Origin of the sequence: Pelotomaculum propionicicum (assembly GCF_048984525.1) — a bacterium.
Taxonomy (GTDB): domain Bacteria; phylum Bacillota; class Desulfotomaculia; order Desulfotomaculales; family Pelotomaculaceae; genus Syntrophopropionicum; species Syntrophopropionicum propionicicum_A.
On record NZ_JBMGJC010000009.1, the window covers coordinates 113,562 to 134,568 of the forward strand.

The 21,007-nt window shown below is 49.0% G+C and carries 16 protein-coding genes and 1 pseudogene; 2 read left to right on the forward strand and 15 right to left on the reverse strand.

Annotated elements, in window-relative coordinates:
* Window positions 1-135: 135 nt before the first annotated feature.
* Complete coding sequence (locus ACOBQJ_RS11460; RefSeq protein WP_421071903.1) at window positions 136-387, reverse strand: hypothetical protein; 252 nt, start codon at window positions 385-387, stop codon at window positions 136-138.
* Here ACOBQJ_RS11460 and ACOBQJ_RS11465 point away from each other — a divergent pair.
* Together ACOBQJ_RS11465 and ACOBQJ_RS11470 are read left to right on the forward strand one after the other, a co-directional pair.
* A complete protein-coding gene (locus ACOBQJ_RS11465; protein ID WP_421071904.1) occupies window positions 386-889 on the forward strand; it encodes a CPBP family intramembrane glutamic endopeptidase in 504 nt (167 codons plus the stop codon). The genes ACOBQJ_RS11460 and ACOBQJ_RS11465 overlap by 2 nt on opposite strands.
* A 111-nt stretch (window positions 890-1,000) precedes the next feature.
* Window positions 1,001-4,468 carry a DUF2339 domain-containing protein gene (locus ACOBQJ_RS11470; protein ID WP_421071905.1) on the forward strand — a complete coding sequence of 1,156 codons (3,468 nt, stop codon included), beginning with the start codon at window positions 1,001-1,003 and terminating at the stop codon, window positions 4,466-4,468.
* Between the two features lie 113 nt (window positions 4,469-4,581).
* On the opposite strand, the gene ACOBQJ_RS11475 is transcribed toward ACOBQJ_RS11470, so the two are convergent.
* From ACOBQJ_RS11475 to ACOBQJ_RS11540, 14 genes and pseudogenes are all read right to left on the reverse strand, one after another.
* A complete protein-coding gene (locus ACOBQJ_RS11475) occupies window positions 4,582-5,406 on the reverse strand; it encodes a class I SAM-dependent methyltransferase (protein WP_421071906.1) in 825 nt (274 codons plus the stop codon).
* 273 nt (window positions 5,407-5,679) lie between these two features.
* Window positions 5,680-8,808 (reverse strand): efflux RND transporter permease subunit, encoded by a 3,129-nt coding sequence (locus ACOBQJ_RS11480; RefSeq protein ID WP_421071907.1) that lies wholly within the window; start codon window positions 8,806-8,808, stop codon window positions 5,680-5,682.
* The gene (locus ACOBQJ_RS11485) at window positions 8,805-9,941 is read right to left on the reverse strand and encodes an efflux RND transporter periplasmic adaptor subunit (RefSeq protein WP_421071908.1); all 1,137 of its coding nucleotides are present in this window, start codon (window positions 9,939-9,941) and stop codon (window positions 8,805-8,807) included. Before ACOBQJ_RS11485 ends, ACOBQJ_RS11480 begins: the two co-directional genes overlap by 4 nt.
* 197 nt (window positions 9,942-10,138) lie before the next feature.
* A complete protein-coding gene (locus ACOBQJ_RS11490) occupies window positions 10,139-10,717 on the reverse strand; it encodes a TetR/AcrR family transcriptional regulator (RefSeq protein WP_421071909.1) in 579 nt (192 codons plus the stop codon).
* 257 nt (window positions 10,718-10,974) lie between these two features.
* Window positions 10,975-11,919 carry an MBL fold metallo-hydrolase gene (locus ACOBQJ_RS11495; protein WP_421071910.1) on the reverse strand — a complete coding sequence of 315 codons (945 nt, stop codon included), beginning with the start codon at window positions 11,917-11,919 and terminating at the stop codon, window positions 10,975-10,977.
* A 77-nt stretch (window positions 11,920-11,996) separates the two neighbouring features.
* Entirely contained in the window at window positions 11,997-12,455 is a 459-nt protein-coding gene (locus tag ACOBQJ_RS11500) for a GyrI-like domain-containing protein (RefSeq protein ID WP_421071911.1), read from the reverse strand.
* A gap of 287 nt (window positions 12,456-12,742) precedes the next feature.
* The gene (locus tag ACOBQJ_RS11505; protein WP_421071912.1) at window positions 12,743-13,039 is read right to left on the reverse strand and encodes a hypothetical protein; all 297 of its coding nucleotides are present in this window, start codon (window positions 13,037-13,039) and stop codon (window positions 12,743-12,745) included.
* Window positions 13,040-13,129: 90 nt separating this feature from the next.
* Complete coding sequence (locus tag ACOBQJ_RS11510; RefSeq protein ID WP_421071913.1) at window positions 13,130-14,047, reverse strand: HNH endonuclease; 918 nt, start codon at window positions 14,045-14,047, stop codon at window positions 13,130-13,132.
* Between the two features lie 34 nt (window positions 14,048-14,081).
* A pseudogene (locus ACOBQJ_RS11515) lies at window positions 14,082-14,900 on the reverse strand (phosphorothioated DNA-binding restriction endonuclease); the annotation flags it as partial.
* A 265-nt stretch (window positions 14,901-15,165) separates the two neighbouring features.
* Window positions 15,166-15,582 carry a hypothetical protein gene (locus ACOBQJ_RS11520; protein ID WP_421071914.1) on the reverse strand — a complete coding sequence of 139 codons (417 nt, stop codon included), beginning with the start codon at window positions 15,580-15,582 and terminating at the stop codon, window positions 15,166-15,168.
* A gap of 396 nt (window positions 15,583-15,978) precedes the next feature.
* Window positions 15,979-16,464, reverse strand: coding sequence for a PepSY-associated TM helix domain-containing protein (locus tag ACOBQJ_RS11525; protein WP_421071915.1), 486 nt, complete (start codon window positions 16,462-16,464; stop codon window positions 15,979-15,981).
* A gap of 821 nt (window positions 16,465-17,285) precedes the next feature.
* Window positions 17,286-19,142 (reverse strand): DUF4153 domain-containing protein, encoded by a 1,857-nt coding sequence (locus tag ACOBQJ_RS11530; protein ID WP_421071916.1) that lies wholly within the window; start codon window positions 19,140-19,142, stop codon window positions 17,286-17,288.
* Window positions 19,143-19,566: 424 nt separating this feature from the next.
* Window positions 19,567-19,812 carry a hypothetical protein gene (locus tag ACOBQJ_RS11535; protein WP_421071917.1) on the reverse strand — a complete coding sequence of 82 codons (246 nt, stop codon included), beginning with the start codon at window positions 19,810-19,812 and terminating at the stop codon, window positions 19,567-19,569.
* 21 nt (window positions 19,813-19,833) lie between these two features.
* Entirely contained in the window at window positions 19,834-20,979 is a 1,146-nt protein-coding gene (locus tag ACOBQJ_RS11540) for an ABC transporter permease (RefSeq protein WP_421071957.1), read from the reverse strand.
* Window positions 20,980-21,007: the final 28 nt, after the last annotated feature.

Genomic DNA, 21,007 nt, shown 5'->3' on the forward strand with positions numbered 1-21,007 from the left:
GAAGTTCAGCCTGTTCCATATAGCTAAACCTTCACGAATACAAGGGTTACGCGGGGTTCTTTAGAAAGGAGAAACAACCATAAAAATTAAAGAATTTATTGAACGCCGCCCTGTTGCCATCTATTTTATATTGGCCTATACGATCTCCTGGGCAAGCATTAGCCTGGCAGCCGCACCAAAGTTCTTACGGGGGGAAACCCTGCAGTTAACGGATGCAATGCTTATGTTCCTGTCGATGCTGGCCGGGCCCAGCATCGCTGGTATTGTCATGACAGCTGTCACAAAGGGAAAAAACGGCCTGCGGGAACTGCTCTCCCGCATGGGCCGGTGGCGGGTTGGTTTACGCTGGTACGCGGCGGCAATTCTGATACCCCCGGTCCTCATCATGGCGGTCCTCCTGACTCTAAGCACCCTTGTATCCCCGGACTTCGCGCCAGGTTTTAATGCACTGGGCATCATAATCGGCCTTGTGGCCGGTTTTTTTGAGGAAATAGGCTGGACCGGGTTCGCTCTCCCCAGGCTGCAGCAGAAATACAGCGCCTTGGGCGCCGCTCTCCTGCTCGGGGTGCTCTGGTCATCGTGGCACTTGTTGGCTGACTACCTTGGCTCTTCCGTTACTCTCGGAGCGCTCTGGCTGCCTCACTTTTTCGCAATGATGATTTTGGCCATGACCGCCATGAGAGTGCTCATCGCCTGGGTCTATAACAACACCAGCAGTGTGCTGCTGGCCCAGCTGATGCACGCAAGCTCTACAGGATTCCTGGCCGCCCTGGGCCCTTCTCCCATATCGCCTGCAAACGACACACTCTGGTACGCTATCTATGCGTTAGTCCTCTGGGCTGCCGTCGCCTCGGTTGTTGCCTCACACGGGAAAAAATTACATAGATAAACGAACAGGCAGGAGCGCCCCCGCTGCATAAATAATCTATAAATAAAATATCTTGGTAAAACTTGTCTAATTATGATAAAATATAGTAAAAATTTCTAGGAGGCGCAATTAATGACTCCTATTATATTTATCCTGCTATTATTACTTGCCTTACTAATATGGTTACCTATATATGCCCTTAATTTGGGGTCTTCTGTAAAAGAACTAAAAAATAAAATTGAAAGCCTTTCATCAAGAATAAATGAGCTTGAAGCCAGGTTAGCAGCAACAGCCACCAAGGATACTGCTCCGGCAGTTAATGCGGAACTAATCTCTAAACCCGCAGCAGCGTTGACAGATTTCAAAACTACTCCTGTTACTGACGGTACAGTACCATCAAGCCAGGAGGCTGGCCCGGCAGAAAAAGCGGAAATGATATCTAAACCTGCAGCGGAGACAGGTATTAAAATTCATCCTGTTAAGACCGGTACTATAACAGACAGCCAAACGACTGCCCCGGCAGAAAAGACTGAACTGATCGCTAAACCCGCGTTGGAAACAAATATCCAGAACCCTCCTGATACTGCCGTTGTGGAGCCTTTAACAGCTGTAACACAAGTTGCAGAGGAAAGTCCGGAAATTCAGGTGTCTTCTCCTTATGACGGTATACAGAAACCCGTGAAGAGTAGAGAACCTCAAAAGAACTGGCTAGATACCCTTATATTTACTACCCGGACAAAAGAGGAATGGGAGGAGTTGGTCGGCGGAAAACTCTTAAACCGCATTGGCGCGCTCGCCCTTATTATCGGCATCGGGTTCTTTCTTAAATATTCATTTGATAATAACTGGATTTCGGAAACAGCAAGAGTCCTTATAGGCTTTCTGGCAGGAGTAGCAATCCTTTACAGCGGAGCACGGTTTCACAAAAAAGGTTACCAGATCTTCGCCCAGGGGATTTTTGGAGCCGGTGTATCTGTTTTGTATCTTTCAGCCTACGCTTCCTTCAATTATTACCACCTGGTCTCCCAGACAGCCGCCTTTGCATTGATGTCAGCAGTAACCTTAACAGCATTTTTCATGGCGTTTCGTTACGATTCACTGGCGATATCACTGCTCGGCTGGGCCGGCGGCTCACTTACTCCTTTTCTGCTGAGCACCGGACAGGCCAATGAGATCGGCCTGTTTATCTACCTTTCCCTACTTCAAGCGGGCTTTCTTATTGTCCTGACCAAGAAAACATCCTGGACAATCCTTGAACCGCTTACATTTATTACGACATACCTGATATACTTCCTTTGGTTTAACAAGTATTACAGCCCGGCGGACATCATTGCCACAATTGTTTTCCTGACAATATTCTGGGGATTGTTCCACTTATTCTACATTTTCAATATTCTTCGTACCAAAGTGGTGCAGATGAGCCAGGCCATCGCGGTGCTGAACGCTTTTATTTATTATGCGGCGATGTATTTGGTTATTAACCATGATCATCACCAATGGATGGGCCTTGCCACCCTGGCAATTTGTTTTGCCTATTTTATTCCTCTTATCCTGTTTAAACAGAGGCTCGCCGGCGACGCTAAAATATATGCTCAATATGTTCTATCATCAATACTATTTTTAGTAATAGCAACCGCGAACCATTTTGACGGCTTTAAAATCCCTATTTTTTGGTCTATTGAAGCAGCTTTTTTAGCATGGTATGGAAACCGCTACAAGATAAATTATGTGTGGTTATCCGCCGTAGGGCTGCTTGCCCTGTCATCAATTTGGCTTGCCTTAACCAAAGGAGCATTTTATTATTTGCCAGTTGACCAGTTCAACCTTATCTTAAACCTGCGCTCACTTGCCTTTATCATACTTGCCGCATCGCTGGGGCTGACCTCTTCTTTCTGCAAAAACATCGAGTATAAGTTTAAAGACATGATTGCAGCATCTCTCCATTATGGATGGTGTGTAACACTCCTCATACTCTTCACAATAGAAATCAATGATTATTTCCGTAGCATGCTGCTTAACGTTAACAGCTTAGATGCCCAAAGCCTAATTTTCAAAGAATATTTAACATTATCAATGGTTTGGATGGTTTATTCACTCATCTTGACGGTAACTGGAATAAAAAGAAGGGTCCTTTCCGTTTTGCACTGCGGAGTTGGTGTATTGGCTCTATCCGCCGCGGCTGCCATATATTCAGGTTTATCATACAAACCTATTGACTACTTTACACTGGTGTTTAATTACCGCTTTGCCGCATTCCTTGTAATTATTGCCGGGCTTTACATCAACAGCCGTGTTTTCGCGGGTGAAGGTGAAAAATTCACATGGATGGGAAAGGCGGCGTTAGCCGCACAGGTTGTTCTGGCACTCACGATATTTGAACTGGTTACTGTGGAGACAATCGATTATTTTAGTAAACTGACTGAAGGAATGAAAGTTTATTCTCCCGATTACAAATTCCTTGAATTTTATAAGTGGCTGACTTTGGCAGTAGTTTGGATAGCATACAGCTTGCCGGTTTCCCTATTGTCGCTCAGAAAGAAACTGCTGCCTGTTTTTTACTGCGGCGCCGGCGCCTTTGTATTATCGGTGCTAACTGCGACTATACGGGGAATTGCTTTTGCACCTATAGATTATTTCAGTTTGCTGCTCAATTACCGGGCTGCCGCCATGCTGTTTGTAATCGGCGGTACACTTGTTATTGCAAGGGCTCTTAAAAATTATTCACATTCATACAAATGGCTGGAGCTGCCGGCGGCAGCTGTACAGGTTGTCCTGGCACTCACTATATTTGAACTGGTTACCGTGGAGACAATCGACCATTTCAGTAAACTCATTAAAGAAGCCGGAGTTGCTCTAACAATTTATAGAACCTATGAATTATACTCGCGCATGACTCTGGCGATGGTGTGGATGGCGTACTGTCTGCCGGTTTCCCTGTGGGCGCTAAAGAAAAAAAATTTACCTGTCCTATACTGCGGAGCGGGCGCATTTGTATTATCGGTAATATCTGCGGCAATTCGTGGAACTATTTTCACACCTATTGATGATTTCAGCGTACTGTGCAACTACCGGGCTGCCGCAATGATGTTTGTAATTTTCGGAACACTCTTTATTGCCAGGGTTCTTAAAAAATACTCTCATTTATACAACTGGCTGGAAAAGTCTTTAACTGCGGCGCAGGTGTGTGCCATTGTATTAGGGTTTCTCCTCATATCGGGTGAAACATATGACTACTTTAGAAAAGAAATTTATTTATTAAGCATGTCCGGCACGGACTTCCGCGACGGATACTCCAATTTAAAGAACATGCAGCAGATGGCCATGTCGCTGGCCTGGCTAATCTATTCCATATTTTTAATGGTCCTTGGTTTCAGCCGGAGAATCAGGAATATCCGTATTATATCAATAATCCTTTTTGGGTTGACAATAATAAAAATATTTTCATATGACCTGTCATTCCTCGAAACTTTATACCGGATTTTCTCGTTTATCACCCTCGGCCTAATTTTATTGGCTGCATCTTTCTTATACTCGCGTTATAAATCAGTTATTCTCGATTTTGACAACAAAAAGGGGCCTTCGGAGCCCCCAACCGCATAACCAAGGAAAGTTATGTTACATTCGGGGACGGTTCTTGCCTGTGGCATTCTACAACAAACTAGACACAGAACCGCACCCATTGTCAACCATCGTCAACAATTGTCAAACCATGGTCACGCGTTTTCCGCAAATTTCACATGTACAATATTGGAGCTTTTGGTTTTGTCACTTTGTGCCATGTAGTCAATTATTTTCTGGTTCCAGAAATCCTTGTTCTCCAGGCGTGAAAACAGCGGGTATTCATCTAACACCTCTATCCTGGGGTCCCACCCGGACATTGTTTTCACGTCATTAATACCCCATTTGAGAAAGGCGGACTCATCGTGGCCGGTTGCTTTAAGGCCGTTGTTCACGAAAGGCATGCTGTACTCCGACACCGTGTCAAAAACTATTTCTCCTCCCGAATAGTGGTCGGCCAGCAGCCTGAATAATCCTTTTACTTCCGGTTCTTTGAAATAGTACAGCACCCCCCCGGCCAGGAACAGGATATTGGCACTCGCCGCCTGTATTTCCTCCATCCAGGACGGATCAAACAAGGATTTTGCTATACATTTGGAACGGTCGCTTTCCGGGATTATTTTTTTTCTAACCTCGATAACATCAGGCAAATCCAGATCATACCAGCGCAACCGCCCGTTATCCACTCTGAAAAATGTAGTGTCCAGACCGGCGCCGAGATTTACAATCACAGCTTCAGGCTGCCCTGACAAAAAAGTCCTTATTGTATCGTCAAACATCCTCGCCCTGGTTACCCAGCCGACATTAAAAAAATCAGTAAAAATCTTCTGTATGCTTTCAAAATCACTTTCAGCCAGCTGCTCAACGATCTCTGCCGCTTTGGGATCATTTAAAACCGGGTTCCCCATTTTAGTCAGCTTCGCCCTGCCCCACAACGGCAGGAGCAGCGTCTTCTGGACGTCTCTTAATCCAATTTCCATCTAAACAACCACCTTTCTTCTGGATGAAAACAAAAAGAACGACCCTCTTTCTCGCAGTCAGGAGCGCTCTAACGTCCTTCCTGATGCTGCTTTGTTCTTTTTAAATGCAACACCGAGAACCGTCCCCACTGTCGCACGCGACTGTCGCAGAGTTAACAAGAGACGGTTTCGTGTCAACAGAACCGTCCCCTTGACACGAACGTGTCAAGAGAACCGTCCCCTTGACACGAATGCGACAGCCGAGAACCGTCCCTGCTGTCGCACTCTGTCACCCTAATTTGTCAGGGTTGTATCTTCTGTTTTCGGCACGTATTTTTTCTTCCTAAGCTTCAGGCCCCAGTCGTCCAGGATACTGTAGACGACCGGCACCAGGAACAGGGTGACAAAGGTGGTGGCCAAAAGGCCCCCGATAACCACGGTAGCCAGCGGAGCATTGGTCTCGCCGCCTTCTCCCAGTCCTGTCACCATCGGGCTCATAGCCAGGATGGTGGCCAGGGCCGTCATTAATATGGGCCGCAGCCTGACCCTGCCGGTCTCTGCCAGCGCGGCCGTCCTGTCCATGCCCGAAGCAATCATTTGTTTCAGGTAGTCAATATAAACAATAGCGTTGGCGACAGCTATCCCAACCAGCATGATCAGCCCGATAAACGCCGAGACGCTGAAGCTCCTCCCCGTCAGCAGCAGCGCAAAAATGACGCCGATTACCGCTCCGGGCAGGGAGAACAGGATCACAAACGGGTCTCTGAAGGACTCATACTGTATCACCAGGACCACGTATACGAGCAAGACCGCCATTATAAATGCCAGCAGCAGGCTGCCGAAAGATTCCGCCATCTGCTCATTGGCCCCGCCGAAGTCAATGGTGTAGCCGGCCGGGAGCACTATATCCGCGAGCTGTGCCTGAATATCCTTGGTAACACTGTTCAAATCCCTGTTTAACAAATCGCAGGAAATGGTCGCCTGGCGGGACTGGTCCTGACGGTCAATCTGCACCGGCCCGGTTGACAGGCCAAAACTGGCAATATCGGATAACGGGATGCTGTTGCCCTGAACGGTGAGGATCTGCAGTTGTTTCAAGGTCTCCATATCACTGTTTTCGTTTACCGTGCTGGTTACCCTGATATCCATCTCGTCCCCCTCGACGCGGAATTTTGAGGCAACTGAGCCGTTAATGGCAGTTCTGATTTCGTTGGAAACCTGGACCGGAGTCAACCCAAAATACGCGGCCCGCTGGCGGTTGATCTTCACCTGCACCTCAGGATTTCCGTCCCCCATTGAGGATTTCACTTCACGGGTTCCGGGGACCTTTTTCACAATGCCTTCAATCTGTTTGGAGATGCTCCGGAGCGTATCAAGATCATCACCCTGGAGATTGATTTGGACGGCGCTTTCGCTGCCCATAGACATTTCTTCGCTTACGCTTACTGACTTTTTAACACCGGATATGTCATTGAGTGACTGCCTTATTTCTTCAGCCACCTGTTCCACCCCTGGCCGCTGGCCTTTGGGGATCAGCTGGACGCTGAAAGTGGCTGTATTGGTTGGGGCGCCGTTAATCGACATCATCCCTTCACTGCCGATCCTGGTATATACTATATCGACAGCAGGATTGCCGAGCAGCTTCTCCTCGGCTACCATGGCGATTTTGTCCACATCCTCAATGATTGATCCCTTGTCTGCTTCGAGCGTGACCGCAATACTGCCGGAGTCGGAGGCCGGCATAAACTCAGCGCCGACGAGGGGAAGCACACAAAGGGATAAAACTATTAAGCCCGTCACGCCGAGTATGACTCTGCGCCTGTGGCCCAGTGCCCATAGGATTGCTTTTTTATATTTTTCGCCCAAGCCGTCCAGCCAGTCTCCCAGGCGGTGGAACTTTCTGCTGATGAAGCCCCTGCCCGCGCCTTTTTTCTCCATGGCTTTATCTGTCAGCAAGCGGGATGACATAAACGGGACCACCGTCAGGGATATCAGCAGGGAACAGCCGATGGCTATAGCGATAGTAAAGGCCAGCGGCTTGAACATGACCCCCGCGATCCCCTCCGCTAAGCCAATGGGCATAAACACCATGATCATAGTCAAGGTGCTGGCCAGGACTGCCCCGCCCACTTCACCGGTGCCCTTCAGGGCTGCTTCCCCGGCAGAAAGGCCCAGGCTCCGATGGCGGTAGATATTTTCAAAAACCACGATGGAGTCGTCGATCATTCGCCCCACCCCGAGGGCCAGGCCCCCGAGCGTAATGATATTCAAGGTGCTGCCGTTATAAAACATCACGATAAAAGTCGCCACCAGCGACAGGGGTATGGCTATGCCGACAATGGCCGTACTGCGCAGGTTGCGCATGAACAGGAAGATAATCAGGACCGCCAGAATGGCCCCCTCGACCAGCGTCTTGGCAGTACTGCCAATAGATTTATTAATATAATCAGACTGGTCCATGAGGTAATCCACATCTATTTTGTCACCGAGTTCGGCCTTGATTTTCTCCATTTCTTTTTTTACATCTTCACAGGCTGAGACAGTATTGGCGTCGGTCCCTTTCTGGCACAGGATGCTCACCGCGGCCCTGCCGTTAACACGGCTGATTTGTTCAGTCTCTTTATATCCTTCACTAATTTCGGCAATTTCTTTAAGCTGGATTTTGCTGCCGCCGGCAGTTGTAAGCGCCACGTCTCCGACATCATCAACGCTTTCAAATTCCTGCAAACTGCGGACAAAGTACTTTCTTTCTCCAAAGGAGATATCTCCGCTGGACATATTGTAATTCTCCGCGGCCAGAACACTGGTTACCTGGCTGAGGCTCAAGCCGTAATTCTGGGCTTTCACCGGGTCGACCGCCACTTTCACCTCACGTTCACGGCCTCCCAGAATGCTCACCGAAGCTATTTCAGAGATGCGCGACAGCCGGGGTTCTATGTCATCTTCAGCAATGCTCTGCAATTGCGCCAGGGACAGCTCGTCGGAACCAATGGCAACCGCGATGACCGGCATCATGTTCAGGTCCATTTTCATCACCTGGGGTTTAGCCGCGTCTTCCGGAAGAAAAGAATCAGCCAACGAGATTTTATCCCGGAGATTGGCCATGGCAGTGTCCATATTTGTTCCAAAGTTGAAGCCGATCAAGACCACGGATGAACCGGACCTGGACTGGGATATCAATATGTCGATGTCACTCACCGTGGCAACCATATTTTCAATTGGTTTGCTGACCTGCTCTTCGATTTCTTCAGGGCCGGCCCCGCTGTAGCTGGTGACAACAGCCACGTAAGGCAGATCCATTTGCGGCATCAGGGCAACAGGTATCTGGGCCAAACTCATCACGCCGATCAGGATAAGCGCTGTAATCAGTATGATCACCGTTGCCGACCTATTTACCGCAAACTGGGCAATTTTCCTGATCATTGAGCAATTCCTCCGTCAACAAAATTCAGGGCGCTGTTTTCATCAATGAGGGTATTGCCCCTGGTGACAACTCTTTGCCCCACCTGAAGGCCGCTGGTTATTTCGGTATAGGAGCCGTCATTCAGCCCGGTTTGGACTACTACGGCCTGGGCCCGGTTTTCCCCGTTTATAACAAACACGGTATTCTCACCGCTTTTCGGCAGTACCGCCACCATGGGAATACCGATGACACCTGTCCGGTGCTGTGTCCCGAGCATAACCTCGGCAAACATGCCGGATTTCACCTGTGCCGCCCCATTATTGGTGAGGGAAACCTTTACCGGATAAGTGCGCGTAACCTGGTCGGCGACAGACGCCACACTCTTGACCGTACCTGTAAGCGGTTCTTTGCCGACGGCGTCGATCATCACCTTGACAGCCGTGCCGTCCTGGACAGATGAAATATCCGCTTCACTTACCTTAACTTCAACTTCCAGGTCAGCGGTATTATTTATTACGGCTACAGGGCTCTGCGTACCGGCCATGTCTCCAACCTTTACATCAACCCGCCCCACGATACCGTCCATGGGACTGGTAATCTGACAATCGGACAGATTCTGCAGGGCCATGCTGAGCGCGGCCTCAGCCTGGGCTACACCAGCCTCCGCGGCGCCGGTGTTGAGCGCGTCATACTGGGCCTTGGCCGCCTCCAGCGCCTGGTCGGAAATGGCATTGGCATTGTGCAGCTCCAGCATGCGGTTGTAATTGTTCAGGGCTGTCTGCCGCTGGACCTCATTGGCAGCCAGCGCGGCCCTGGCGGATGCCACCGCCGCTTCAGCCTGCCGGACGGCTATATCCAGCTTGCTGCTGTCCAGGCTTACAATAACCTGCCCCTGGCGGACCGGCTGCCCTTCGCTCACATGGACCGCTGTGACCCGGCCCGACAGCTTGGGCATCACTGCTTCTTCATTGCTGCCTTTAACCCTGCCGGAATAGCCGGCATATTTCGTTATGTCCATAACCTTTACGACTGCCGTTTCAACGTTTATGGCATCCGGGGCTGCCTCTTCTTCCTTTTTGCCACAGCCGCTTACAACGATTAGCAGCAGCATGATCACCAGCACTACTATGATATTGCGACGCCTTGTTTCCACCAAAAAATCCTCCTCTTTAATGAATAAATATATTGAATAATTCTTCATACCATTTTAATAACGTCCTATATCGCAACCGTAACCAACTGTTTATTCATCTAACTTATAAAAACTTATACCCGCCCCGCCGGCCAACTCATTTTTCAATTATACTTACCGATGATTTTCATAGTCAAGCAGATTATGGCAAGTACGCATCAAACCGTTTTTGGCAGCCCGCACGTTACCATATCAAGCTCCCTGATTTTGCTCTCACAGCTTAATACTCCGCACATGACCATCTTCCAGAACTCAGCAAGCACCTGCTTGGTGCCGGGGTCGCTGCCGTCGAGGCTGAGCAGCGCCTCAACACAGGTATGTATAATGGTCCCCAAAAGGTCTATGTCTATATCCGGCCTTATATCTCCGCTGGCCATGCCCTGCTCTATAAAGCTCCTTTTTTGCCGGGACAAAAAGCGCTGCATGGCCATAAATTTCTGCCATTCAGCCGGGTAATGCTTTTTGAGCTCGATAATCCTTTCCGGATCGCCGCTGATAATCGCCGTAATCTTGTCCATCCAGGCACTGTCGGACTCAAGTATGCCAAGGATCCTTTCCTTTTCCATATCCATAAAGCTTGTACAAACAGCGCTGATAATATCGTCTTTTCCTTCAAAATACTTGTAGACGGTCTTAGTGCTGATCCCCAGGTCGGCAGTGATATCTTTGATCGTAAATCTCCGGAAACCGTATTTTTTAATCTGCTCCATGGCCGAGAGTATAATTTTGTCTCTCATTCGGCTGCCCTCCCCATGGAAAATATTTTATTTTCTATCTTTTCCATACTAGCACTGCCCTGCTGGAAAATCAACCATTATTTCTATAAACAGTACTCACAGATTCATCCTGCCATATATGTATAAAAAATCGGGGACATTCCTCCGTAGAGGCCTGTCCCCGCTTCTTATTGGGGGGCTCATTAGCCCGCCATTATGCTCATACTGCTTTTTAACACTTGAGGCTATTCATGATTCTCGCACCCACATCCTACGTCTCACTTCACCCGCTCAAAAAGATAATTCCCCGTACATTCAAGCCTCCGGACCTTGTCCTGCTGACGGAGGTGCTCCAGGTGGGAGATGGCCTCCCCGGTGGCAAACCACATCTGCTCCAGGGGGAACTGCTCCCAGGAAGTGTAGGACAAATCCCAGGTTATCCCTGCTGCAACCTGGTAGGCACTCATTATTTCATCGCCCAGAACAGTCAAAACCTCATTCAGCCTGTTCTCGTAATGGTGTTTCAGTTCGGCAATCCTTTTATGCACATCGCCGATTACCTGCCTGTGACCTGGTAAAACCAGTCCGATCTCCATCCGGTCTATCTTATCCAGGCTCCGCAGATATTGGCCCAGCGGGTCCGGCAGCCCTTTATAAAACATGGTGATATTGGGCGAAATATTGCCCAGGATATGGTCGCCGGAAATCAGCATTTTTTTGTCCGGCTCATAAAGGCATATATGCCCAGGCGTGTGCCCCGGGGTTTCCACGATGGTAAAACGGTAATCGCCAACTTCCAGGATATCGCCTTCCCTGACGATGCTGAAATCATGCTCAGTGTCGGGGCTGTATTTCTGGCCGGGATGTTTAAGGAGAGCCGCGCCGAACTCACGCAGCGGGAAGCCGTATGATGCCACAAAGGACAGGTTTTCCGGCCAGTATTCGGGCGAAAGCCCCCAGTTAATACGTCTCGCGTCAACCTCGCTGCAATATACCACGTTCTTATCGGTGGCCACGGCCGAGACCAGGCCGCAGTGGTCCGCGTGCAGGTGGGTGATGAAAATGTCCGTCTGGTCAAGGGAGGCGCCCAGCGACTTCAATCCGTCGAACAGCGCCGTCCTGCATTCTTCCTGGTTAAACCCGGTGTCAATGAGCAGGCTGCGTTCCGGGCCTTCGATCAGGTAGCTGTTTAAAGCCTTGAGGGGATTGCCCGGGAGAGGCACTTCTATTTTGTAAATGCCGGGCAGGATTTCATCAACTATTTGTGTTCACTCCTAACTTAGCTGTCAAGTAAAGCTGATTATTTCACGGGAATGGATATCCTGGTCAGAAGCTCGCTGTCCGGAACTTCATTCGGCGCGTTATAGTAATATTCATAGTAAGCGCCGGCTGGTTCAAGGCCCTTTTCTTCCATCCATCTGAATATTTCCACGTATGTTTTCTCCATCATGCCGTACGGCCCTTTATACATGCAGGAAACATACTTACCCGCGGGGACCTCGCCCGGTTTAATATCATCTTTTCCAGGCAGGGGCTTCGCTACCGGGAATCCCATTTCCACGTCCAAATCCAGCATGTCCAGGTTGTAATAAGCCGTGTAAGGCGCGCACGCCGGCGGCTCACCCAGCTCAGCCATGTACTCCGCAATCTTCCTGTAGGATTCGCCAATGAGTATCGGCAGCTCATCAAATGGCGTCTTAGCCCTGATGCACAAAACCGGCTGCGCCTCCTGCTCGTTCAGCTCGATATTAAGATCCATAAAGATTACCTCGCTTTCGGTTACTTGGTTTATGCACAACTGGCTTAAAATAGCTGGAATTACTTTTTTAGAATATCACAATTTGGGTGCAGTAATTTAGTTTTTATTATTATGCCATTAATTGATGATACGAATTAATGGGGGAGATAGAAATACCAGGTTCCCGGCTTATAGCGATCTTTTTTGATTTCACCTGCCTTTTCTCCTTTCTTCTCAAATTCCTCCCACACTGTTTGCGCTTCCTGCCCTGTGGGAGTATTGTATATTTCATAGCCTACACCAGTTCCTTAATAGTAAACAAATGCAGATTCTATAATTTTTTTGGCTTCTATTAAATCTGAACCAACGTAACATTGTTTCGTCGCGCCGGCATGAAGCCTTGCCCTATCATCATCAGAAAGTGTCAATAACCCTGCCCTATCTGGAATATTAATAGTGAGTTCAATAAAAATTGAGTCTTTGTAGGTGGCTAGCTTTAAGACTCTTTTTTTGCCGTGCCAGTAAGAATAGCCTGATTTGCCCTTTGTTTCAGCTAACCATTTAGCTGCTATTCCTCTTAATTCATCTAATGTGGATAAAGGCAACCCCTAACCGTGTTTTGCATAAAAAGGTCTAGTCAGCATTAGTACAACCCCCTATTATATCTTTGTCCCTTAGTTTGTGCCTAATAAGAACTAACCAACCTCTTTAAACCTGTTATACCTGATCTCAAGTCTGTTCTGGTCTGGCCAGAGCTTTTTACTTTTAGGCAAAATTATTTTTTGTTCATGAAGCTGCTGGATACCATGCCTTAACATCGGACCATCAATCTCCTCCAAGATATCATCTCTTACTACCAGATTATAATCTGGGGTTACACCTATAATATTACTGTCAAATGCAGCATGGTGTATTTTGCACAAAGAAAGTCCGTTGTTTACTATTGGCTCTCCTAACTCTTCAGAATCACAAATAATATGGGCAGCATCTAGTAACTCAACATGTCTGAGTCTGCAAAACGCACACTGGCAACTGTACGCTTCCAGTACTCTTTCTCGAAATGACTTTTGATGCAATCTTTGTTTGATGGTCGACGTTATATAATTTCGTTTATAATATGTGCCATCATCGGCAACGTATGGTAATTTGTTATATGAATTATTGTTTAAATACTGCTTGATTGACCCAGGCATATCCTCAGCAATTGTAAATGATAACGTTGCTGGGTTGTCTCTAATTATGTAAACAGGCCATATAGTGAGATACCTACTCTTCACGACGCCATGAAAATAAATAAGTGGAATCTGCCGCTTCATCGCCTCGCGCAATCCAACATTGTCTCTGTGATTTGGATTATCTCCTCTATAACGATATACCAAAAAACCGTCTTTTGTGAAAAAGTCATTATATGGGCCGCCAGCAACAGTAGTGATAGTAAGAGGTATTTGTTCAAATAACTTGGGCTTCCATATCCCTTGAGGCCCAATTAAGGTTATTCTTTGATCATCAAATATAAAGCCCTTTTCAAGAAGATTACGCGGAAGCACATCCCCGTGTATCTGTATTTGCTCCGCTATCCAATTAAATGCTGCAACCCTTATTTGCTCTTCCATATTGATCCTGCTCTTTTATTTTGATATACATTTGTTAATCACTCAAATATCTGGTTGGTCCTCTGAAAACTTCTTTCAAATGCCAATTGATGTATGTTTCCTTTGGTTTATATACAGGATTTTGTGGAGGTCGTATACTTTTTCCGTGGAACTTCAAAAGCCATTCATCAAAACCAACCGAACCATAAGCTGCTTCAGCAACCCGGAATTGCAAGTTATCACTAAGAGTAAAAACTCCCAGGTCAAACAACTTATGGTGCATTGTACATAATGCTATACCGTTTTCTTCGATATCCGGGCCTCCTGCTTGATGCCATTTTATATGGGCAGCCTCAACACCAACCAATAGGTTCCCTAAATGAACACTAAATCCGCAAACCGCACACCTGTATTCGTAAGCCCTTAAAATACGCTCACGGAATAGTGGATTTCGATTATGTTTACCCGTTGATTCCATATTTAGGCCAATTTCATTGAGAATATCCTCACGCATTGTATCCGGAAAATTTTGTTCTAAAATAATGCTGGCTAATTCACGTATAAGGTTTTCATCCTTAGATATTAAGGAATAAACCTCTTCTGTAAAGCCTCCCTGTGTTTCATTTTCCAGAAGTATTTGTTCATTCCAATCATGACTGGTATCCAAATCTTTCTTTCCTCTTATTTGCCAAATTCCATCATTAGAAAGACGTACAAAAGGATATCTTGGTGTAGTACGCCTGTTGGGGCCAAATTCCACCAGGAGATGCATAAGTATTTCCTCTGCCTCTGAATATGAAATCAACCTTGGTTCATTCCTATCCACACGGCTAAGGGCATAAAGAAGCAATAATGGCTTATGTGGAGCACGCTCTCCATTCCGTTTCTATGTATTAATTTTAGAAAAAATTTTTTTTAATTCTGTAGAATCCATATTGATAATACTTCGACAAAATATTCCATAATCCTTTACATAATATGGTTAGAGGTAGGGAATCTAGTAATTAAAAGAAAGAAGCATGAAAAAAGCCCCTGCAACTGCAAAGGCTTTACCGTTATTGTTGATCAAAACTTACTTGCTCTTCCTTTATTTCAACTAATTTACTTCTCCCAATCAATCCAAGGTTTTATCCTCTTCTTCACTGCAATTTAAAACAAAACCCAAACCAGGTAGATGAACAGTACACGTTCAGGCTCGAAGTAATTATAAGCGCTGGGCTGTAGGGATAAGCATTCATCCCGCTGGTCTTAAAGAGTACGTAATGGGTGTTGAAAAAAACAGTCGCGCTGAACCCGGCAGACAGAAGCAGCAGCCTTTTGTCCTTGAGATATATGAAAGCTAGGATCGCTAGGGCGACTGCCGGGAACAGGTATCTTTCATAGCATCTCGGTGGACAGGTTGAATACGCCGTAACGGGAGCAAAAAGGCTGCTCCTACCCTTGTAGTATAGAAACCACGCTAGCAGAGTCACCGCCACGATGGAGATCATCCCCCAGGTGTGGTAGTTGAGGCCCCAAAAGACAGCCGAGTCCGACATCCAATTTTTCTCGAGCAAACTGAAGAAGTTGCAGGCGTTTACAGAAGCATAGGGGTACTCCTTCGTGGTTTTTGCAAAGAGGTTGTAATCCACATCACACCCTTGTTATATGAAAACGGCAGGACGATGGATTTTCTCTCTGGATTATCGAGAGGAGCATTCCGTAGACTGTGTCATGAGGACAGTTTCTAAGAGAGTTTTTCCTGAGAACGTGTCATGAGGACAGTTCTCCTGACACGATTTTCTTTCTGGATATAAAATTCGCAATCGTGTCAGGAAAACCGTCCCCAAGACACGCTCCCAAGGACTGTTACCTACCTTGCCCTAACTTTGCTCTCTTAATTTAACATCCGTATGCTTAATGGGGACGCACCTCCATCTCAAGCCGGTTTCTTGGGCCGAGGGATGTCCCCTCTAGGCCCTCCGTCGTTTCAACGCCTTGACTGTCAGGATCATCCCCGTTACCGTCATGAAAATCAGGCTGATGGCCACTAAATCCAGCACAATTGAGATGTCCGTGCCGCCTATTCTGCCGGAGTGCAGGCCTTTGACAAATGACGCGAAGCTGCTTCCCTGGCCGGCGGGGTTAAGTTTGCCGTCTTCTTCCATCACCAGTTTGTCTGGACCACGCCTGCCTGGCACCTGGCCTGAATTGGATTGATCTGCTGTGGCCTGCTGTCCCGCCTGCTGCTGGCCTGCCGCAGGTACTTCCGGCACCTGTCCGGTGGTGGGCTTGTTAATCATTACTCGCTGTTCTCCCCGCAGCTGGCCCATGAGCGCGGGTTCCACCAATAAAAGTCCTGTGACAGCCTCGATCAGTATCAGCAGTGAAGTAAACAAACCTATCCATAAATGCAGGTTGCGAGTTTTTCTCACGGTATCCTCTCTCCTTGTTAACATGGCATTTTTTGATTAATCCCCAATATCGATTTCGTATAATGTGCCCCCGCCCGTGGAACCGCCCTGCGGGCCGCTTTGAGCGGAAGTGTTGTCCTGTCATTCCTCTTTAAGCACCTCAGTGCTGTTGGCGATGATCCAGCTGGTCACCTCACCGGTTCCGCCCCTGTGTCCGCCTCCGCGCCGGAACCTAACTCGTATGCAGCCCGTGGCAGGGCTTAGGCTATTAATTATTAAAAGAATTATATCCACGTTAGCTGAATTGTTTCTTAATGGTAACTGAAGGTTCATTGAGTAAAAGCTGAATGTATGCTGAAAATAAAAAGGGCCGGGTACCAGCTCAGAAATGAGAAATGAGAAGTGGGACGTGAGAAATGCAGGCCTGCTTCAGGGGTAAAAACAAAAAACGGTCGGATAAATCCGACCCTACATAGAAATGGGGACACAACTCTGCCTGGAGAAACCCGGGAAATTTCCCCGGTTGGAGTAGCGGGTTAAAACCCGCCATACAGGAGGCTTGTAGTGACAAAGGGTGGTTCTCTGTCACCTATAACTTTGAATTCACCTGGCTGCTTCTCTGCGGAACGTATTTAGAGGATAGTGCTATAGACACGGTTCAATTTTGGATCGTGTCAGGTTCAAGCGAAAATGTCTCCGAGTTCTTATTCAGTGGAACGTGTCATGAGGACGGTTTCTTAGAGAGTTTTTCCTGGGAACGTGTCATGAGGACAGTTCTCCTGACACGATTTTCTTTCTGGATATAAAATTCGCAATCGTGTCACGAAAACCGTCCCCAAGACACGCTCCCGCGGCACTTGTGCGTATTATGGTTTTTCTTTCAGGTACAGCGCGCCCGGGTTTAGCCCGTAGTAAATATTGTCCCGGCGGGGATCAACGTTGATGTCGACGTTGTTGAAGATCAGCAGTACGGATACTTCCTGTGTTTCCAGCCGCAGGCTCATGTCCTCGAAAGACGCCTCGGTGGGTTTTCCCTCGCCCGGCGGGTATTTTGCGGAAATCCGGTCTATATAGGAGTTCATGTATTGCTCGAGGACCACGCGACCGTCAAGCTCGATTTTTAAAGTCGCCACGCCATTGGGGGGGTTCACGGTCCAGCTGATCCGGTACGTACCTTTGACGCCGTCTACCGTGACTGAATCATTCCCCTTCCCGTAGTAATTCTGCAGGTTTACCGCCCAGTTGAAATCGCTGATGTCAACGGCACCCGGCGGCAGCATCAGCGCGATACCCATTCTTCCCCCGTTATATATATCCTCTGTTATGGGCCAGGTCTGTTCAAAGCCGAGTTTGCTCTTAAATACATTGCTTTCGCCAAGGCGCCGGTCAAACCAGTCCGGCAGCTTCGCGTCCCCGGCATAGGCTAGGAAGGTGACCGCGTCGGTAATTGACTCGCGCACGTCCTGTTCCGGTACGGTTTTCGCGGGGGTCAGCTGTTCGCCCGCCAGCATCCCCTGGCTGGCCAGCAGTTTTTCCAGGCGGCTCACCTGGGCGGTAACCGGCAGGGCATGGTAACCAACCGCCGGCAGCACCGAAAAAACAGCTGCCGCGCAGACCAGGGCGGCGATCGCCGTATGGGCTCTGGCCTTCCGGACCAGCAGCAGCACGGCGGACACCACGGCGATAACCCAGATCAGGGCGAAGGAATATTCGGTTGTTTTGAGGCCCGTCCGGCCCAGCTGGATAAAAAGTGCCCAGGCCTCAAAAGCCAGGATCACCAGCGTGGTGACCGGATAGACACGTCTATAGAATTTCGCCGGCCCGGATTCAAGGTGGGTGACCATTACATGCAGCCAGATCCCGCCGGCGGCGTAACCGGTCGCTATACCGTACAGCTGCACGAATACTGGCCACGTCCCGGTAACAACAGTGCGGCCGGCCCAGAGCAGCAGGACGGCGGTCAAAGCCAGTACGATCGGGACCAGGATGTACTCGAAAAGGATTTCGATAAAACGCGGCTGTTTCTGGGCTTCTTCGCGGTGCTCGTCCACCCGGCCCCGGCGAAAGTCCGGAAAATAGCCGGCAAAAATGGTAAAGCCCAGGAAGCCGGTCATGGTCGCGATATACATGTATACTTTTTCACTCATTTCAGGATAAAGCAGGGCCTGGACTGCGCCCGCGACGCTGGAGGCGCCGGCCGTAATCACCCCGCCGTAGACCAGGGCGATAAACAAGGCCTTTTGGGTCATGAAAAGGGAACGGGCGAAGTCCGACTGGTCCTCCGGGTAGCCGGCCAGGACAATAAAGGCCAGGAAACTGGCCAGGATGGCCACGAGGACACGTGACGTGGCGATGCCCGAGACCACCATGTAACGGGAAACAGCCGCGTCCGGGCTCGTCCCGCTGGTCAGGTAAAGCGCCAGGAAGGTCACGGCCGCGGCCGCGGCGCCCAGCAGGTTGGCAGCCAGGAAAGCCCGGGCGTTGTTGAAACGGCTTTGGGCCGCGGTGATCGCCGCCAGGCTGAATACGGCGCCCATGGCGAATGACCAGTGCAGGCAGTCGAACAGGAAATTGTATGGCTCCTGCATCGGCCAGTCCAGCTGGATCCTGATCATCGTGACAATGGCGAACGCCAGCGCGCAGGCGATCGCGGCGGGAAAGGTCTGAAAGGCTGAGGCTGCTCCTTTGAAAATTTGCGAGATTGACCGGATAAAAGCATTCATGGCCCGCACCTCCTAAAAGACAGGATCCGGATTATTTTATCGATATTGCAATAAATTACCGCTCCTTTGACACTTATTATACTGGATATTGGCTATGAAATTATTAAGCAAATCTTAAATTTGTACCCAAAGCGTGTCAAGGGGACGGTTCTTTTAGATGTGTCAAGAATAAGGTTTCTCCTGACACGCTATCTCCGAGGTTACTTTTTCCGTGGAACGTGTCATGAGGACAGTTCTCCTGACACGATTTTCTTTCTGGATATAAAATTCGCAATCGTGTCACGAAAACCGTCCCCAAGACACGCTCCCGCGTTCAACAAAACCGTCCCCAAGACACGCTCGCCGAACCGTCACCTGTCACCCTTGCGAAAAAAACGTGTCAAGAGAACCGTCCCCTTGACACGTTTTGTGCGCCTCAATCCTTCTAATCCAAGTTAAACTCATCAAAGACCAGCGGTATGGGCCAGAAGAAATAGAACTCAACATTATCAGCCGATTCCACAATAAGCGGAACGGGCTGCTCATCAGCCTCTTCTCTCTGTTCTGTTGCTGGCGCGCTGTTCATGGCTATACTTGGCAGGACTCCCCGCTCTATTTCTTTTTTGCCATCGCCGGGGTCCACCGCCGGCATGCTGAGTCCCGGCATCAATAATACTGAAGAGATACTCATTAGCAATACCCCCTTCTATTTTTACTTCTCAAAGCGGAGCGCTTCGATCGGGTCCATGCCTGATGCTTTTTTAGCGGGATAATAGCCGAAGAAAATGCCAATTAGAGCTGAAAAACCCGCCGATAATAAAATGGAGTAAAATGTCACGTAGGTGTTCCACCCGGCGAACTTTGAAATTAAACTGGCTCCCACAGCCCCGAGCAGGATGCCCGCGAAGCCGCCTGCCAGGCAGAGCACTAGGGACTCCACCAGGAACTGGTTGCGGATATTGCTCTCGGTGGCTCCGACCGCCATGCGCAGTCCGATCTCCTTGGTCCTCTCCGTCACGGAAACGAGCATGATATTCATGATACCGATGCCGCCCACCAGCAGTGACACCGCCGCGATACTGGCCAGCAGCATGGTCATGGTGCCGGTGGCTGTTTCCATCGCTTCCAGGACAGAGGTCAGGTTGCGCACGTTGAAGTCATTTTCCGCGGCATCGGCAATGCGGTGCCGCTGTCTGAGAAGTTCTTCTATATTACTTTGGACGTAAGTCATGCTGTTTTCGGTTTCAGCCTGGACATTAATTGTACGGACATTTTTTGAGCCGACCATCCTGGTTTGCACCGTGGTAATCGGCACATAGATCATGTCGTCCTGGTCCTGGCCCATCATGGCCGCGCCCTTGGAGTCCAGTACGCCGATGACGGTGAAGCCCAGTTTGTTAATCGTGATTTTTTCACCCACCGGGTCGATGCCGGATGAAAAAAGGTTTTCCGCGACCGTGCTGCCGATTACCGCCACCATGCCGGTGTTGGCCACGTCTTCGCCGGTGAAAAATGAGCCGGAGATGAGTGTCCACTGCTTGATTTCCTGCATTTCCGGCGTAGTGCCGTCCACCGTGGAGGTCCAGGTCTGGTTGCCGTACTGCACGTTGCCGCTGGTGCTCAGTTCAGGCACGGAATTGGCCACCAGGGGCAGCTCGCCGATGGCCTCGGCGTCCTCCAGGGTGAGGGTGTTGACGCTGCCCGTGCCGCCCCGCATGGGGCCGGCGCTGGCGCCGGGGTAAATCATGAGCAGGTTCGAGCCCATGCTGGAAATTTGGTCGGAGATCCTCTTGCTGGCTCCCTGGCCCACCGAGATCATGATGATCACTGCTGCGACGCCGATGATGATGCCGAGCATGGTCAGGGAAGACCTCAATTTATTTGCT

Excerpts from the sequence above, each read along its gene's own strand:
- ACOBQJ_RS11465 (WP_421071904.1), top strand. The coding sequence starts at position 386 with ATGGCGGTCCTCCTGACTCTAAGCACCCTTGTATCCCCGGACTTCGCG.
- ACOBQJ_RS11460 (WP_421071903.1), bottom strand. The coding sequence starts at position 387 with ATGATGAGGACCGGGGGTATCAGAATTGCCGCCGCGTACCAGCGTAAA.
- ACOBQJ_RS11470 (WP_421071905.1), top strand. The coding sequence starts at position 1,001 with ATGACTCCTATTATATTTATCCTGCTATTATTACTTGCCTTACTAATA.
- ACOBQJ_RS11475 (WP_421071906.1), bottom strand. The coding sequence starts at position 5,406 with ATGGAAATTGGATTAAGAGACGTCCAGAAGACGCTGCTCCTGCCGTTG.
- ACOBQJ_RS11480 (WP_421071907.1), bottom strand. The coding sequence starts at position 8,808 with ATGATCAGGAAAATTGCCCAGTTTGCGGTAAATAGGTCGGCAACGGTG.
- ACOBQJ_RS11490 (WP_421071909.1), bottom strand. The coding sequence starts at position 10,717 with ATGAGAGACAAAATTATACTCTCGGCCATGGAGCAGATTAAAAAATAC.
- ACOBQJ_RS11500 (WP_421071911.1), bottom strand. The coding sequence starts at position 12,455 with ATGGATCTTAATATCGAGCTGAACGAGCAGGAGGCGCAGCCGGTTTTG.
- ACOBQJ_RS11510 (WP_421071913.1), bottom strand. The coding sequence starts at position 14,047 with ATGGAAGAGCAAATAAGGGTTGCAGCATTTAATTGGATAGCGGAGCAA.
- ACOBQJ_RS11525 (WP_421071915.1), bottom strand. The coding sequence starts at position 16,464 with ATGTTAACAAGGAGAGAGGATACCGTGAGAAAAACTCGCAACCTGCAT.
- ACOBQJ_RS11530 (WP_421071916.1), bottom strand. The coding sequence starts at position 19,142 with ATGAATGCTTTTATCCGGTCAATCTCGCAAATTTTCAAAGGAGCAGCC.
- ACOBQJ_RS11535 (WP_421071917.1), bottom strand. The coding sequence starts at position 19,812 with ATGAGTATCTCTTCAGTATTATTGATGCCGGGACTCAGCATGCCGGCG.
- ACOBQJ_RS11540 (WP_421071957.1), bottom strand. The coding sequence starts at position 20,979 with ATGCTCGGCATCATCATCGGCGTCGCAGCAGTGATCATCATGATCTCG.